Origin of the sequence: Okeania sp. (assembly GCF_035285525.1) — a bacterium.
In the GTDB taxonomy this organism is placed as follows: Bacteria; Cyanobacteriota; Cyanobacteriia; order Cyanobacteriales; family Microcoleaceae; genus Trichodesmium.
The window spans coordinates 32,109-48,784 of the sequence record NZ_JAYKGW010000023.1 but is presented as its reverse complement, the minus strand read 5'-3'; the positions used below and the strand labels follow the sequence as shown (position 1 = coordinate 48,784).

15 protein-coding genes are annotated in these 16,676 nt (G+C 36.4%); 6 read left to right on the top strand and 9 right to left on the bottom strand.

Annotated elements, in window-relative coordinates; translation table 11 throughout:
- Nucleotides 1-566 precede the first annotated feature (566 nt).
- Nucleotides 567-1,523, bottom strand: coding sequence for a glutathione S-transferase family protein (locus VKJ25_RS02540; RefSeq protein WP_324235056.1), 957 nt, complete (start codon nt 1,521-1,523; stop codon nt 567-569).
- Between the two features lie 215 nt (nt 1,524-1,738).
- Between VKJ25_RS02540 and VKJ25_RS02535 the strand changes: the two genes are divergently transcribed.
- The 5 genes from VKJ25_RS02535 (at nt 1,739) to cydB (ending at nt 7,786) form a co-directional block, all read left to right on the top strand.
- Nucleotides 1,739-2,356, top strand: a complete 618-nt coding sequence (locus VKJ25_RS02535; RefSeq protein ID WP_324235055.1) for an alpha/beta hydrolase — start codon at nt 1,739-1,741, stop codon at nt 2,354-2,356.
- A 159-nt stretch (nt 2,357-2,515) separates the two neighbouring features.
- Nucleotides 2,516-2,728 (top strand): protein IsiD, encoded by a 213-nt coding sequence (gene isiD / locus VKJ25_RS02530; RefSeq protein WP_324235054.1) that lies wholly within the window; start codon nt 2,516-2,518, stop codon nt 2,726-2,728.
- Nucleotides 2,729-3,522: 794 nt separating this feature from the next.
- Nucleotides 3,523-4,719 carry a bifunctional phosphopantothenoylcysteine decarboxylase/phosphopantothenate--cysteine ligase CoaBC gene (coaBC, locus tag VKJ25_RS02525; protein ID WP_324235053.1) on the top strand — a complete coding sequence of 399 codons (1,197 nt, stop codon included), beginning with the start codon at nt 3,523-3,525 and terminating at the stop codon, nt 4,717-4,719.
- 353 nt (nt 4,720-5,072) lie between these two features.
- On the top strand, nt 5,073-6,515 hold the full coding sequence (locus tag VKJ25_RS02520; RefSeq protein ID WP_324235052.1) for a cytochrome ubiquinol oxidase subunit I: 1,443 nt from the start codon (nt 5,073-5,075) through the stop codon (nt 6,513-6,515).
- A 260-nt stretch (nt 6,516-6,775) separates the two neighbouring features.
- Entirely contained in the window at nt 6,776-7,786 is a 1,011-nt protein-coding gene (cydB, locus tag VKJ25_RS02515; RefSeq protein ID WP_324235051.1) for a cytochrome d ubiquinol oxidase subunit II, read from the top strand.
- A gap of 221 nt (nt 7,787-8,007) precedes the next feature.
- Here the strand turns inward: cydB and VKJ25_RS02510 are convergent, their stop codons facing one another.
- The 6 genes from VKJ25_RS02510 to VKJ25_RS02485 form a co-directional block, all read right to left on the bottom strand.
- A complete protein-coding gene (locus VKJ25_RS02510) occupies nt 8,008-8,589 on the bottom strand; it encodes an REP-associated tyrosine transposase (protein WP_324235050.1) in 582 nt (193 codons plus the stop codon).
- Nucleotides 8,590-9,046: 457 nt separating this feature from the next.
- A complete protein-coding gene (gene arsJ, locus VKJ25_RS02505; protein ID WP_324235049.1) occupies nt 9,047-10,303 on the bottom strand; it encodes an organoarsenical effux MFS transporter ArsJ in 1,257 nt (418 codons plus the stop codon).
- A gap of 129 nt (nt 10,304-10,432) precedes the next feature.
- Nucleotides 10,433-10,843 (bottom strand): PIN domain-containing protein, encoded by a 411-nt coding sequence (locus VKJ25_RS02500; RefSeq protein ID WP_324235048.1) that lies wholly within the window; start codon nt 10,841-10,843, stop codon nt 10,433-10,435.
- Nucleotides 10,843-11,151, bottom strand: coding sequence for a hypothetical protein (locus VKJ25_RS02495; RefSeq protein ID WP_324235047.1), 309 nt, complete (start codon nt 11,149-11,151; stop codon nt 10,843-10,845). The genes VKJ25_RS02500 and VKJ25_RS02495 overlap by 1 nt, the downstream gene beginning before the upstream one ends.
- A gap of 275 nt (nt 11,152-11,426) precedes the next feature.
- Nucleotides 11,427-12,440: an ArsJ-associated glyceraldehyde-3-phosphate dehydrogenase gene (locus tag VKJ25_RS02490; protein WP_324235046.1), complete on the bottom strand. Its 1,014-nt coding sequence runs from the start codon at nt 12,438-12,440 to the stop codon at nt 11,427-11,429.
- A gap of 622 nt (nt 12,441-13,062) precedes the next feature.
- The gene (locus VKJ25_RS02485) at nt 13,063-13,524 is read right to left on the bottom strand and encodes a protein-tyrosine phosphatase family protein (protein ID WP_324235045.1); all 462 of its coding nucleotides are present in this window, start codon (nt 13,522-13,524) and stop codon (nt 13,063-13,065) included.
- A 359-nt stretch (nt 13,525-13,883) separates the two neighbouring features.
- Between VKJ25_RS02485 and VKJ25_RS02480 the strand changes: the two genes are divergently transcribed.
- Nucleotides 13,884-14,198: a hypothetical protein gene (locus tag VKJ25_RS02480; protein ID WP_324235044.1), complete on the top strand. Its 315-nt coding sequence runs from the start codon at nt 13,884-13,886 to the stop codon at nt 14,196-14,198.
- Nucleotides 14,199-14,227: 29 nt separating this feature from the next.
- Here VKJ25_RS02480 and arsB read toward each other — a convergent pair whose 3' ends face one another.
- Together arsB and VKJ25_RS02470 are read right to left on the bottom strand one after the other, a co-directional pair.
- Entirely contained in the window at nt 14,228-15,388 is a 1,161-nt protein-coding gene (gene arsB / locus VKJ25_RS02475; RefSeq protein ID WP_324235043.1) for an ACR3 family arsenite efflux transporter, read from the bottom strand.
- Between the two features lie 247 nt (nt 15,389-15,635).
- A complete protein-coding gene (locus VKJ25_RS02470) occupies nt 15,636-16,631 on the bottom strand; it encodes a pentapeptide repeat-containing protein (protein WP_324235042.1) in 996 nt (331 codons plus the stop codon).
- Nucleotides 16,632-16,676 lie beyond the last annotated feature (45 nt).

Here is a 16,676-nt window from a genome sequence, read left to right as displayed (position 1 = left end):
ATTACCTGGTGTTTATCGCCTATATGCATGACTTTTTATTCAATCAAGGTTAGAATTTACGGATGGAAGTGTGTTAGTGAAGGAAGGGAATAGGTATAAGAGTTTTGTTTTTTTTGATAGACTTTTGATTTGCCACAACCTATTTAGAATTGGGATATACCCTCTTAACAAGAAATTATCAACATTTTCATTTTCTGAAGCTCCTGGAAAAATTCATATAAAAAAGAGGTTGCATTCTCAAACAAATTGTGATATAGTAGATATTCAATGGATACACTTTCCTAAATACATGATTTTTTATTCAACTATATTCATAATAACTCCCTAGCTGAAGCAAAAGATTTTATCGTCAGAGTTTAATCTACAAATCCGAATTATGGTAGAGTTTAGAGACAAAACCCCTAAAGTTTTTGAGCGCCAATAATTTCTTATGGCTATAACTGATATAGATTAGTTGGCGGACTTGGGGGATGACTTCCGGATAATGACCCCCAAGGACTTTAAGCTTTAGCCAATAGCTAATAACCGAAAAAGCTGATAACTGATAACTGATAACTGATAACTGACTAGGGACCCAAAGGAATAATTCCACCAGGATTAAGAGGAAAAAGATTACCATAATAATCTTGTTTTACCGCCTCCAAATTACAAGTATTTGCTATTCCTGGAAGTTGACAAAAATCTCTTAAATAAACACTCAAATACTTATAATCTTTAATTCTGCGTAAATTGCACTTAAATAATCCATAATAAACAACATCAAAACGAAATAAAGTAGTAAAAAAACGTACATCAGCTAATGTTATTAACTCACCACAAAGATATCGACTTTTAGAAAGAGTATTATCAACTTCATCTAAAGTAGTAAATAATTCCCGACAAGCCTTTTCATAAGCATCCTGACTTTGGGCAAACCCACAACGATAAACTCCATTATTTACAGTGTGATAAATCTTTTCATTCCACTCATCTATTTTAGCTTTTAATTCTTTTGGATAAAGGTCAATATCTGGATTTTTAGCAAACTGATTAAACTCCGAATTAAGAATAACAATAATATCAGCACTTTCATTATTAACAATAGTTTTAGTTTGCTCATCCCACAATACAGGTACAGTCGCACGCCCCTGGTAACCAGACTGTGCTAAATTATATAACTCTGGTAAACTACGACATCCTTCCTGTTCATCTTCAAATATCCAAATACCCTTATCCCCTGCTGGAGAAGCAATAGTAATTGAGATAACATCTTCCAAACCTTTCAAAGCTCTAACTACCAAAGTTCGATGTGCCCAAGGGCAACCCATTCCCACAAATAGACGGTAGCGTTTGGTAGCTGGTTGATATTTATTTTCTGTTTCGGTACTGACTGTCTCTCTAAATAAGCTAGTTGGACGAATGTATTCTCCAGAATTATTTCGAGGAGCAAGTCTTGACATCATTATTTGCCAGAGCGTTGTCCAAACCCATTTTCCTAATTTAATTGTGAGAGACGGTGGCAGTGATTTACGTTTGTTAACCATTATTTTAGAGTCCCTAAATGAGAAAATTTAAAACAAAGTAAATTTTAAGGAAAGTAGACGAAGAAGCACAAATAATTATAGAGTAAGGCTAGGAAAACTTGAGGAAAAGGTAGATATAAAAGCATATTTATTTAATCTATGTAATAACAATAGCTTTTTTCTTTCTTGTCTTCCCTACTCCCTACTCCCTACTCCCTACTTCCCATTCCCTAAAAATGACACAATTAAAATCAATTTCCGTTTCACCTAATCCCAAATCTAATTCCCTGTTTGTTGCTTTGCATGGTTGGGGAGCAAACTGTAATGATTTAATACCTTTTGTACCACAGTTGAATCTCCCGGACTATCGGTTTGAGTTCCCAGATGCTCCGCTATTTCACCCTGAAGTTCCTGGAGGCAAAATGTGGTATGACTTCTCTAACCCAAAGTTTCCCGGTTTAGTAGAAAGTCGCCCAATATTAATTGATTGGTTAGTTTCTCTCGAAAGTCAAACCGGAATACCTCTGTCTAAAACTATTCTATGTGGTTTTTCTCAAGGTGGAGCTATGACTATGGATGTGGGAGTAACTTTACCATTTGCAGGTTTAATTGTTATAAGTGGCTATTTACATTCTCCACCTCAACCATCTGTAGAAAAATTACCACCCATTTTGATTGTACATGGTATAAAAGACCCAGTTGTACCTATTGAAAAGGGAAGAAAATCCCGTGATACTTTTACAAACTTAGGGGCAAATATACAATATAAAGAATTTGATATGGGGCATGAAATAATCCCGGAAGTTTTGCAGTTAATGGAAAGCTTTGTAATCAAAACTATAGCGAAAGACTAAACAGAACATTATTAAATTAGAGCCTATATTTATAGGACTTACCCAGTAATATATTTTATAGAAAAATGAATATTAGATAAAAAATTAGAGATTAAAAAAACTCTTTCATTATCAATTATTCATTATTAATTATTAATTATCAATAGGAGGTTAGCTGTGATGGAAACTGTAACCCTTTCCTTGGAGAATGTTTCTAATTTCACTACAGATGATGTAGCTAAATTAGCTTTTCGTCTAGAAGAAGATGACTATAAAAATCCTTTTGACGGATTAAATGATTGGCGCTTATTACGGGCGATCGCTTTTCAACGTCCAGAGTTGATAGAACCTTATGTCCATTTATTGGATTTTGAGCCTTGTGATGAAGCTTAAAAGAAGGAAGAAGGAAGAAGGTAAGGAAGTACAGATTATTAATAATTAAATATTATCAGTGCAGGGATCTTACCCGCGTGAATATACTTCATAAAGGTTGAATCCCCTGTATCTTCCCTTTTTTCTTTCTTATCTTGTCACAACCAAAATTTGAGAAACATACCCTTCAAGTTGAAGAAGCTAGAGGTACTGAAATTTAGTGCTACTTTGCGGTTATATAGCGTTTCCCATAGCCGTAAGGTACATCTATAAATTTTTATTTTTATCCTATTCCCTATTTCCGTTCCCTAAAATCAGGAATTTTGTACCTTACGCTTTTTGGGAATTGCTATATATTTTTTTTAAGTATAATAATTTATGTACTAAATTAAAAAGTTTTATGAATAAGCAAATAGTTCATAAATGGACTGATGATGATGTTGTTTTTTCTTTGTATTCTCTTACACGTTCCCTAGAAAATAGGAAGTTTGTTTGAGAGTGTACTCACTATGATTCTTCTGTTTTTTCTCTTCCAGATATGTCAAAAGCTAAGATTTATGCTGAGTATTTGATTCAAAACGATCTTCTCCCTAAAATGACTAAAGAAGGTATCATTACAACGGAAGCCATAAATAAAGTTGTTGGGAAATAAAAATTGAACAATGCTCAAAAGCTTACTATATAATAATTTTAGGGGCAGAGAAAGATATAAGATTTGACTGATAAGGGTTTTAGCCATTTTTTTAGCTTAATTCCCAACAACTCTAGTATTAATCCTAAAAAAGTATAGTTAAGGAAGGGTGGAGAAGAATATTATGAGTAGAAAAGTTTTAATTGCTATCTCTGGTGGTATTGCAGCTTATAAAGTTTGTGAAGTAGTTTCCACTTTAGTCAAATCTGGAGTCGAAGTTAGAGTAATTTTGACCGCTGCTGCTCAACAATTTATTACACCTCTGACTTTATCTACTCTCTGTCGTTATCCTGCTTATACTGACCAAGATTTTTGGCAACCTGATCACGGACGTCCCTTGCATATTCAGTTGGGAGAATGGGCAGAAATAATCCTTATTGCTCCCCTCACCGCAAATACTTTAGCAAAATTAGTCTATGGTTTCGCAGATAATTTGCTGACTAATACCATTTTAGCTTCTACTTGCCCCATTTTATTAGCTCCCGCCATGAATACTGATATGTGGGAACAAACACCAGTACAACGAAATTGGCAACAAATATTGACAGAAAAACGATTTCATGGTATCAATCCTGGCGCAGGAATTTTAGCTTGCGATCGCATTGGTCAAGGTAGAATGGCCGAACCCAAGGAAATAGTCACAAATATAGAATCTTTATTGTACACCACAGGCAAAAAAGATTTAGCAGGAAAGAAAATCTTAATCAGTGCAGGGGGAACCCGGGAACATCTAGACCCCGTGAGATTTATTGGAAATCCTTCTACAGGTAAAATGGGAATAGCTTTAGCTCAAGCAGCATTGCATCGGGGAGCAAATGTAACTTTGGTGCATAGTATTTCGGGAGAGTTGCAGTTGTCGGGGCTAAAAATTATAGAAGTAGTCAGTGCTGCTCAGATGCAGAAAGCAATGTTAGATCATTTTGCCGAAGCAGATATAATTGTAATGACTGCTGCCGTAGCAGATGTCAAACCTGCGGAATATAGTAATCAGAAATTGTCCAAGCGATCGCTACCAAGTTTATTACCTTTGACACCAGTACCGGATATTGTAGCAGAGTTGGGAAAATTAAAGCAGTCTCACCAATATTTAATTGGTTTTGCTGCACAGACTGGAGATATTGTGGAGCCTGCATTAGAGAAGTTGCTGGTGAAAAATTTGGATGCTATTGTGGCTAATCCTATTGATCGCGGAGGTGCAGGTTTTGGCAGTAATACAAATCAGGGAATTTTTCTGGATGCAGAAGGTCGTCAGTTGGATATTCCCTCTTGTAGTAAATTAGAAATGGCGCATCGTTTGTGGGAATGGATAATGGATAATTAATAATTACGTAGGGGCGGGTTTAATCAGAAATTTCCCGGTTCCATCTGAAGATTTAGCTAAACCCGCCCTCTTTTCTACAACATCAATATGGAACAGGGATTAAACCTGGGGTACAGGTTGATGAAAAATTATGTGGGGGCGGGTTTTTTTCACTTTATGAACATTCCCTAACTTAACGTGGAAACCCGCCCCTACTATTTCAATGGATTCAGTGATGCCACAGTTACAGAAAGAGATAATGGTCAAAAAAAGATGGAATTTGAAGTGAAAAAGTTTAAACCAAAATAAAAGTTTTCTCTATCCCAGAAAGCCATCTGTTAAGCTAACAAAAAGTTCGATAGCAATAGCAAACAATGAATGTTTTTTCAGACACAATAACACTTTCTCGAATGCAGTTTGCTCTGACTGCTATCTTTCATATGTTGTGGCCAGTTTTAACTACAGGTATGGCCATTTATTTGGTGGTGGTAGAGGGATTATGGCTGAGAACCCGTAATCCTGATTATTACCACCATGCTCGTTTTTGGACAAAACTTTATGTTCTCAATTTCGGCATTGGTGTAGCATCAGGTTTACCAATGGAGTTCCAATTTGGCACTAACTGGGCACCATTATCTGAGGCAGTGGGAGACTTTTTTGGCAGCATCCTTGGTTTTGAAGGAGCGATGGCTTTTATGCTCGAAGCTGGATTTTTAGGCATTATGTTGTTCGGTTGGAAACGAGTGCATCCAGTTATTCACTATTTAGCAACAATAATGGTTGCTTTTGGAGCTAATCTTTCTACTTTCTGGATTTTAGTAGCTAACTCATGGTTGCAAACTCCCTCCGGTGGGGAAATGGTAGATGGCAAATTTGTGGTTAGTGATTACTTTGAAGCCATTCTTAATCCTTTTATGGTTAAAAGTGTCTCCCACATGTTTTTAGCAACTTTAGAAACTTCCCTGTTTGTGATTGGTGGAATCAGTGCTTGGTACATTATTAATCAGCGACATCAAGCCTTTTTTGTCCGTTCCCTGAAAATTGTTTTAGCCGTAGCGATCGCTGTTACTCCTCTACAAATTTATGTGGGACATTTAAGTGCGGAACAAGTTTATGAGTATCAACCCACTAAGTTAGCTGCCATAGAAGCCAAATGGGAAACCTCACCAGCGGGGGAACCTGCTGATTGGACGTTACTGGCGTTTCCTGATGAGCAAGCAGAAAGCAATCGTTGGGAACTGGCGATTCCCCAGGGACTGGGATACATTTTAGAATATAAAGCCAATCTCTCGAAACCCGTTTTTGGATTAAAAGAATGGGCAGTCAATGAGCGTCCGAAGATGATAGGACTAATTTATTACTGTTTCCGAATTATGAGTGGGATCGGCTTTTTATTAGCGGGGTTAATGTTTTGGAGTCTTCTACAATGGCTACTGGGTAATCTCTCTGCTGACAAAATTACACAGCAAAAATGGCTGCTCCGCACCTGGATATTCGCTGCACCCTTGGGTTACATCGCGGTAGAATCAGGTTGGATAGTGCGTTGTGTCGGACGACAACCTTGGACTTTATATGGAGAGATTCGTACTGCTGATGCAGTTTCTCAGATTCCAGCAGCTAGTGTCTTGACTTCTTTGACGAGTTTTGCTGTAATTTATTCGATTCTGTTGATAGCAGCTTTGTATTTTGGCAGTCGTATTATTCGTCAGGGACCAGATTTAGAGTTACCAGTACCTGGAATGGATAATGAACTGGGAATAGATACGCAACCAGGAGATTTTGCCAGAGATCGACGGCCTTTGGAAGCGCAGCAGTAAAATATCGGTGTGTTATAAGAAACCGGGTTTATGGGAGATAGATATGACTATAGTGAGGATTTCAAAGAAACCCGGTTTCTGTGCTTTTTTTAAGGACTTACGCAAAGAAACCCGGTTTCTCTGCTTTTTTAAGGACTTACGCAAAGAAACCCGGTTTCTCCAAGAAACCGGGTTTCTGGGTTCACCTATGTAAGTCCGTTTGTATAACCTAGTAACAAGCAAGATGCTTGTGTTACCAAAACTACAGAAAAGGAGTTGATATGGAAGCGTTATTACATTTTTTGCCCCAAGTTTGGTTTGTAATTTTAGCCTTGTTTTTGTTTCTCTATGTAATTTTAGATGGGTTTGATTTAGGGGTTGGTATTCTTTCTTTAACCAGTTCCAATGAAGAACGCAGAAGTCTGTTAATGACGAGTTTAGGAAATATCTGGGATGCTAACGAAACATGGTTAGTATTGATGGGAGGAGCTTTATTTGGTGCTTTTCCTTTGGCTTATGGAACCATTCTCACTGCCCTATATATTCCCATTTTTATTATGATTTTTGGTTTGATTTTTAGGGCAGTTGCTTTTGAATTTCGGGAACACGCTGAACGCAAATTATTTTGGAATTTTGCTTTTGGTGCTGGCAGTTTCATTGCAGCATTAGGACAAGGATTTGCTCTCGGTAGCGTCATTGAAGGGATTCAAGTAGATGAAATGGGGCATTTTATTGGTTCAACTTTGGATTGGTTAAACTGGCGAACTTTATTGGTGTCTTTAACTTTAATTCAAGGTTATGTATTAATAGGTTCAACTTACTTAATTTTAAAAACAGAAGGAGAACTCCAAAACACTCATTTTCGCACCGCAAAACTAGCAGCAATAACCACATTAATAGGGGCAATTTTTATTACTATTTCCACCCCAATTTTTTATGAAACTGTCAGGAATAGATTATTTAGTCCTCCTTTAGTATATATTTTTTCTATCATTCCAGTCTTAGGAATATTATTAGTTTGGTTACTCTTAAAAAGTATCAATCAAAGAGAAGAAGTGACCCCTTTTATCTGGACAATCCTGATATTTTTGTTAACATTTCTTGGTTTAGGTTTAATTGTTTTTCCTTACATTATTCCCACACAAATCACAATTTATCAGGCAGCAGCAGCTCCTAGTGCTTTAGTATTTATGCTAATTTTTATTGGTTTTCTGATTCCCATAATGTTGTTTTATAACATCTATAATTATGTGGTATTTCGGGGCAAAGTTGTCAGCCACGGTGAAGAATAGTTTTGTAGTTTTGTAGGTTGGGTTGAGGAACGAAACCCAACCAGAATAGTTTTGTAGGTTGAGTTGAGGCACGAAACCCAACAAGAATGATATTGTAGGTTGGGTTGAGGCACGAAGCCCAACAAGAATGATATTGTAGGTTGGGTTAAGGCACGAAACCCAACACGATATTACTTTGTGCTTGGTGTTGGGTTTCACTATCGTTCAACCCAACCTACATTTTATTCTTTGCCAATACTACTATCAAAAATAAGTCTTTCTGAAGAACCCCACATTCGATCATAAATTCCTGCTTTTACATAACGATGAAAACTAGAATATTGCCAATCTTTCGGAGCAGCTACTAATCCATGATGTACCGGGTTATAATGAATATATTCCAGATGATTAACAAAATCGCGATCGCCTCGAACTTGATGTTCCCAAAACCTCCTTTGCCAAACAGTTTTTTCCTTTTTATTTTGTCGAGATGTTGAAATTTTTTTCTTATATTGAGAATAGCATTGACGACTAAAATAACTTTTAATTAATCGCCAACGAGTCGAAAAGTCTGCATCATTTTCAGGTAATGTCCAAACAGAATGGAGATGGTTTGGCAAGATGACAATACCATCTATTTTAAATGGATGTTTTTGTATAACATATCGAAAAGCTTTTCTGAGTAAATTTATATTTTCAGGTTGGCACAAAATTTTTTGGCGGTTGTATGTAACTACTGTGAAAAAATAAGTTGCCCCTGGTGTTTTTGCCCGACGATATTCCATAAAGTTTTGTAGGTTGGGTTGAGGAACGAAACCCAACACAAACGAAGATTTTGTTGGGTTAAGCTGTTGATGTTGTTACTTATATTGTAGGTTGGGTTGAGGAACGAAACCCAACACAAACGAAGATTGTGTTGGATTAAGCTGTTGATGTTGTTACTTATATTGTAGGTTGGGTTGAGAAAGTGCGAAACCCAACAGCTATAATAATGTTGGGTTTCGTGCCTCAACCCAACCTACTCACTTATATTGTAGGTTAAGTTGAGAAAGTGCGAAACCCAACAGCTATAATAATGTTGGGTTTCGTGCCTCAACCCAACCTACTCACTTATATTGTAGGTTAAGTTGAGAAAGTGCGAAACCCAACAGCTACAATAATGTTGGGTTTCGTGCCTCAACCCAACCTACTCACTTATATTGTAGGTTAAGTTGAGAAAGTGCGAAACCAAACAGCTATAATAATGTTGGGTTTCGTGCCTCAACCCAACCTACTTACTGATTAATCTCCTCCACCTGCATTCCAAACTATATCTTTACTTGGTTGAGGATCGGGTAATTTCAGAGAAACTAAAGCTGCTCCTAACACAAACACCATTGATACCCACAGACAACCAACTAAACCAAATATTTGATAAATTAATCCAGATAAAACTGTACCTGCAAGACGACCTCCAGAATTAGCCATATAATAGAAACCAACATTTAAAGCTACTTTGTCATCATCAGTAAATGCTAATACCAGGTAAGAATGAACTGCAGAATTAAAAGCAAATACTACACCAAATAACATTAAACCACCAACAATAACCCAATTAGCAGGTAAACCGAATTGTAATGCAATAGCGATCGCTCCAGGAATACCAGTTAATGTTAAGGTCCAAAATTGGATAGTTTTTGATTTTGGAGGTTCACCAGAACCAAATTTCTTTATAAGTGTCGGTGCTAAAGATTGAATGATACCATATCCAATCACCCAACAAGCCATAAATCCACCAACTTCATAAAATGACCAACCCAAAACACCTTCTAGGAAAACAGGTAATCCTACCACAAACCAGACATCTCGGGAACCGAATAAAAAGAAACGGGCAGCAGAAAGAATATTAATTTCCTGACTTTTAGAAAAAAGTTCTTTAAATTTCACCTTCTGCTTAATTTTGCCCATCCCCTCTGGTAACATTATGCTCGTGAACAGAATTAAAAATAATCCACCTGCCATTATCCACAGAGCATTAACAAATCCAAATAATGTCAGTAGCGCACTACCTACAAAAAAACCAAGTCCTTTCAGAGCATTCTTGGAACCTGTTAATATTGCCACCCACTTAAATAGAGATGATTCAGTATCTTCAGGGATGACTAACTTAATAGCACTTTTAGCACTCATTTTGGTTAAATCTTTAGCAATTCCCGAAAATGCTTGTGCTACCATTACATAAGATACTGCTAACCATTGCGCCCAACTTGGATTTACCCATGAAAGCATAATCAGGGCGAAAACCTGTAACCCCAAACCACTGTATAGAGTAACTCTTAATCCAAATTGAGAACCGATCCAGCCACCAAAAAAATTAGTAAAGATGCCAAAAACTTCATAAAATAGGAATAAAAAGGCTATCTCTAGTGGTGTATAACCAATTTTATTAAAATAGAGTAACACCAACATTCGCAAAGCACCATCAGTAATGGTGAAACCCCAGTAGGCAAGGGTAACTAGGGCATAATTTTTTATACTAGAACTTGTAGTAGAAGTCATTATTTTTATTAATATAAACTATTGTAATATGAAATCATTAGCCGTAAAAAACTGTAGAAGTTTGGTGTTTAAATCACTTTACGCTTGGGTTTGGAGACCAAACCCCTACGATTGAATCTTACAAACTATTTAGGATTGTTGTAACCAATTTTCTACAATTAAACCTTCAACTCTTAACATATCAGAATCGTTAGAAACTAAAACCAAATTATGATAAATTGCTGTAGCTGCAATTAGAAGATCGGGAACTTGTATGGGTGTTCCTTTTTTCCTTAAATTTGCATAAATCTCAGAGGCGATATTAATTATTTCTATCTTGTCTAAAAACAAAATATTGATATTATTTTTACACAAATCCTCTAAAATAGCTAACTTTTTCTGGGAATTAACGGCTAATAAACCTCCCTTACTTTCAAAATAGTTAACACAACTAATAAAGAGATTCTCTCGTCTATAGTTAACATTATTCAACCGATAAAGTAGTCGAGAATCTTGTTTAATAAGAGCAGTCAGAATATTTGTATCTAATAAATAATCCATTACCACATTTTCCTCATATCTCGAACTGCTGCATCAAATTCTTCCATTTCTTCAGGTGTGAAATCACTTATTAATCCATATAATACTCGTCCTCCCAATATACGTCTGATTCTATCGCTAAGTATTTCTTCAGCCATTTCTTGTAATTCTTCTAGAGAACAATTTCTCAGAAAAGTATCGAAGATAGATTCAATCATTTCATCTCTTTTTAAACTTTCAAATAAATTATCAGTAGCGAGAAAATTCTCTATAATTGGAACTGCTCGCTGCTGAAAAATATCTTTCATTGTGATAGAAACTTCAGTCATATTTTTCTCCTTATTTATTTTATTTATTGTAAACAAACAGCCATCAGTTATCAGTCATAACTTATGAATTATATCAAATCCGGTAGCATTGGTAAAGTTCAAGGTTGTAGGGGTTTGCTCTCCAAACCCTCTACTCCAAACCCTCTACTCCTTCTTCTGACTCTGTAGGGACGTTGCATAACAAAAATGCGAACGTCCCTACAAAATTTTGGTTATGGCAATGTGGTTCATCCATTTGAAAAGCGCTGTATGGCTATAACTGATAACTGAAATCCCTATTGCAAACTCAGAGCAACTTTTCGAGCTAACTCTGCCATCCGGTTAGCATAACCCCATTCATTATCATACCAAGCTAAAATTTTCACTTGAGTTTCATCGACTACCATGGTTGAGAGAGCATCAATAATAGAAGAACGGGGGTCATCTTTATAGTCAATAGAAACTAAAGGACGTTCTTCATAACCTAAAATTCCTTTGAGCGGTGCTTGTTCCGATGCAGTTTTCAATAAACTATTAATTTCTGCTACCGTGGTAGGGCGAGCTACTTCAAATACACAGTCTGTCAAAGAAGCATTTAATAAAGGAACTCGTACCGCTAAACCATTCAACTTACCATTCAGCTCTGGATAAATTAATCCGATCGCTGTTGCCGAACCCGTTGTAGTCGGAATCAGTGACAAACTTGTAGATCTAGCACGACGTAAATCTTTATGAGGTGCATCAACAATAACTTGAGTATTAGTATTGTCATGGATAGTCGTAATCACTCCATGTTTAATTCCTAATCCTTCCTGAATCACCTTTACCACTGGAGCTAGACAGTTAGTAGTACAAGAAGCTGCTGTCAGTAGGTGATGTTTGTTAGGATCGTAGAGATGATCGTTAACACCCATAACTACATTTAACGCTTCTTCTTTAACTGGTGCTGCCACAATCACTTTTTTGATACCATGCTCAAAGTAAGGATCGAGGGTACTTTTAGTTCTAAACTTGCCAGAACATTCTAATACAATATCAACACCAAATTTTTCCCAAGGTACTTCACCAGGTTGGGAATATTCACTGAAACTCAGAGCTTTGCCATCAATTATGACTTGCTTGTCTCTTGCTTCTACTTCCGGCAACCATCTCCCATGTACAGAATCAAACTTGAGTAAATGTGCTGCTGCTTCCGTACCTCCTTTAACTTCATTGATGTGAACAAATTCTAGTTCTGGCCATTCCCAAGATGCACGGAGTACCAACCTACCGATGCGACCAAATCCATTAATTCCTATGCGTATTGCCATGTTCTTCTCCTACTTTATTTATTAGCTTTGAATTGTATCAAAGCATTAGAGTCACAATTCAATTGCTTAACCAAACATTAACCAAATATTAACTAAAAATTAACCAAAACCACCATAAATACGATTGTAGGGGTTAACAACTGTTAACCCCTACAAATGCGGTATAGCAATGTGCGCACTTAATATTTACAAATTTTAGGAAGTGTCCAAGCAGCTCAAAGCCTTATATGATCAGCAATTTATTCTTCCTCTTCCCTGTTCCGTATTCCCTATTCCCTGCACGCAGCGCTATACAATATAAAATACAGTAGTATCAATATGAAAAAGCGCAGAAATCGGGTTTGTTTTCAATTCTATCGCCATCAAACATCTCCAGAAATAAAAAATAAAATCAATTCTTATCTATACATCATCAATTATTATCCCCTGTTCCCTGTTCCCTGTTCCCTGTTCCCTGTTCCCTCTTTTCTGGAGATATCTATTGTAGAACACAAACCCGGTTTCTTATTAAGACCATTGTCAACGGATTTGATATTATCAAGAAATTATCAATTCTTTTTTTCTGTTGTCTGTTCTCAGATTAAGTGTTCCCTGTCTCAACTAGGAAATTAATTTTGCACGACTACTTACACCATGATTTTTTTGCCAAATCTTGTAAAAAGATACTTTGAGCTTCCCGTAACTCAATTTCTGGATTTGCCGTTGAAATCATTTCCATTGCCTCTTCATAAGAAGCTCCAGAATTAATCAAATACCCGCCAAGAGCAGTAGCTGTTCGCCTTCTACCATTAGTACAATGAATTGCAACTCCATGATTTTGACTATCAATAAAATTCTGTAAATTTTGAAATTGTTCTCGACTTGGTGCTGTTCCTCCTTTTGTTGGCAACCACAGATGAGGTAAATTAGCTTGTTCATAAAGTTCTAAATTAGAGGGATCATCCATTAGAGAGACTATTGCGCCAATGCCTAATTTCTGTAATTCTGGCAACTCTTCTGCTGTCGGTTTCCGAACGCCTGCTAATTTACCTGGTATTACCCACCACAAATTTTCTGCTATCGGTTGATTTGTTGGTTGTTCCATGATTAATTTTTCCTGTTTTTCTCAGAATTTTTACGTTCGCTATAACGATCTGTTAAGTTTTAGACAGCATTTTCCTCGACATTTATGGACAAATGTGGAATCCATGTATAGGTATAACCGTCTTTCTTATGTACAACTTTTAATTTACTTACATGAACACTTTTGGCTTTTTGTCCAGGCACTGTGAAATTAAAACTATTTGATGAAAGAGCGAGGATTAACTCTACCCACAACTCCAGTTTCCATATTCAACGCTAAGTCTCCACTATTCCAACCTTTTATCGGTTTTAGTGGGTTGTACCTTATGGGGTATCCATATTTATTTACTGCTGCTTTCTGTCTACTCCCTTGCCCTTTGCATGCTAGCAACTAAAGCTTGGGTGGTTTGGAAATTTAACTCCCGAACTTCACCTATACAAGCAGCGTCTATGCAGTGTGCTTTTGGCAGTTTATGTTTTCTCCGGTTAAATTTTGTTTGTCCCCCGCTACTTGTAGTTACTTCCAGACCTGTAGTTTTTAATTTATTGAACAATTTCCACCGCGTCGAATTGACTGCTGCTGCATCTTTTAAAGGTAATTTGGCTTGGCTTTGTATTCGCTTTAATAATTCTGGTTTTCCAGATAAGAAGTGTATGAACGTTCGCGTAAAGAACCGTATAAAAATAAAATTCTAGGGGGATGATCGAAATTTTCCATATTTATATTATTCAGTAAAGGAAGTTGTACAACAACGGGGATCTAATAAAGTAGCTTTTTCTGGTTGGCGAGGAAACCAAAAAGCTGTACGTTGGCAAAAATAAACTAACATTAACATGACTGGTACTTCTATTAATACTCCTACAACTGTTGCTAATGCTGCTCCAGAATTTAAGCCAAATAGAGTAACCGCAGTGGCGATCGCTACTTCAAAATGATTACTTGCTCCTATTAAAGCAGCAGGTGCAGCATCTTCATAATGTAATTTCATTTTCAAAGCTGCTACATAACTAATTAAAAAAATAAAATTAGTTTGGATAAAAAGTGGTACTGCTATTAATAATATATGAAAAGGATTTTCTACTATTAATTCACCTTTAAAAGCAAATAATAAAACTAAAGTTATTAATAAAGCAGCAGTAGAAACCGGACTTAAATACTTAATAAACTTACGTTCAAACCAATCTTTTCCTTTATGTTTAAAAATCCAGTAACGGCTATACATTCCCGCTGCTAGGGGTAAACCCACATAAATTAATACTGATAAAACAATAGTTTGCCAAGGTACTGTTAAATTATTTGCTGATAGTAACCATCGCCCCAGAGGAGCATATAAAAACAACATTGTCAAGGAATTAATCGCCACCATTACTAATGTATGACCTTGGTTACTATAAGAAAGATAACCCCACATTAATACCATTGCTGTACAAGGTGCAATACCAAGTAATATCGTACCAGCAATATAAGAGTCTGCCAAAGTTACTTCTATACCCCGTAGCATTTCTGTACCTGTTAGCAGTGGGCGAAATAACCAACCCAAAAAAAATTGAGCAAATGCTACCATTGTGAAAGGTTTGATTACCCAATTTACGACTAAAGTTAAAATTACAGGTTTAGGGGCGCGAGCAGCATTTTTGGCTTGGGTAAAGTCTATTTTCACCATGATGGGATACATCATAAAAAATAGACAGATAGCAATAGGAATAGATACCTGATAAACACTCATAGCATCTAATGTTTTGGCAACACCAGGAAATATTTTCCCTAAAGTAATACCTGCAAAAATGCACAATGCTACCCACACAGTCAAATATTTTTCAAAAAAACTCAGTTTACCACCTGCTTGTACAGCAGATGTATTAACTTGAGGTGAATTTTTAGTCATCGTTGATACAGTTAATCAGCTATTTAGCATTTAAACTGTATATTCAATTTTTCTTAAAGACAATAGGCCACCTTGAAAAAAGCAAAGTGTGGGAAGGGTGGGAAAGTAGGAGCAATAATTTTTCCTTTATTTTTCTACCTTTGGTCTCCCTAAAATTCTAACTTTTTAGGTATTTAAAAAGCCTAAAACTATTACTATGTAAAGACTTTTAGATTTCCATACCCAAGCCCTAATTATCAATTATCTATTAATCGTAAATCTCTCCATCAGGCATAGTAGCACCTTGCATTTGAGCGCCACTTAAATTACTTGTGCTTAATTCAACCCTGGTTAAGATAGAATCAATTAAGTTAGAGTTACGCAAATTTGCTTTTGCCAGATAAGCATCAGTTAAGTCAGCCTTAGTAAGATTAGCATCACTTAAATTAGCTCGACTCAGATCAGCTCTCACTAAATTAGCTTGAGTTAGATTAGTATCGATTAACATAGCTTTACCCAATTTTGCATCTACCATCCTTGCCCCACTTAAGTTAGCACCATTTAGATATGTATCCATTAATTCAGCTCTTTCAAACTTAGCATTAATTAAACTCGCCTCAGATAAGTTAGCTCCTATCAAATTAGCTTCTGTTAAAGATGCACCATCTAAAATTGCTTCAGCTAAATTAGCTTTAGTTAATGTCACACCCTTAAGAGATGCTTCACTTAAATTAGCCCCCCTCAAATCAGCTTTAGTCAAATCAGCTCCAGTCAAATCGACATTACGCAGATCAGCTTTGCGCATATTTACTCCCCGAAGATTAGCTATTTCATAAATTCGTGGTTCATAGCGGAGATTAGCCTCACGCATATAAACACCACGCAAATCAGCACTCTGAAGATTAACTCCTCGCATATCTGCCTTCTTCAAATTAGCATCAATCAGGGTGGCTAACTCTAGATTGGCCTTTTTCAAGTCTGCATTTTGTAAGTTTGCCCCATGCAGATCCACATCGGCCATATTAGCACCTTGCAAATTAGCTTGGGTTAGGTATGCACCACTAAGTCTAGCTGTAATTAAATTAGCACGTTGTAAATTGACTCGATTCAGAAATGCTAGCATCAGTTCTGCTCCCTGAAGATCGGACTCGGCAAAATTTGCACCTATTAAGTCTGCTCCATTTAATTGGATACCTTTGAGATTAATGGCTTGAAAATCAGTTTCTCCTGCTGCATATTTCCTGAGAATTTCACGATGGCTCATTATAATTTTCCTCTTTTTAAAGAAATAAATAATACTTATAAAGTA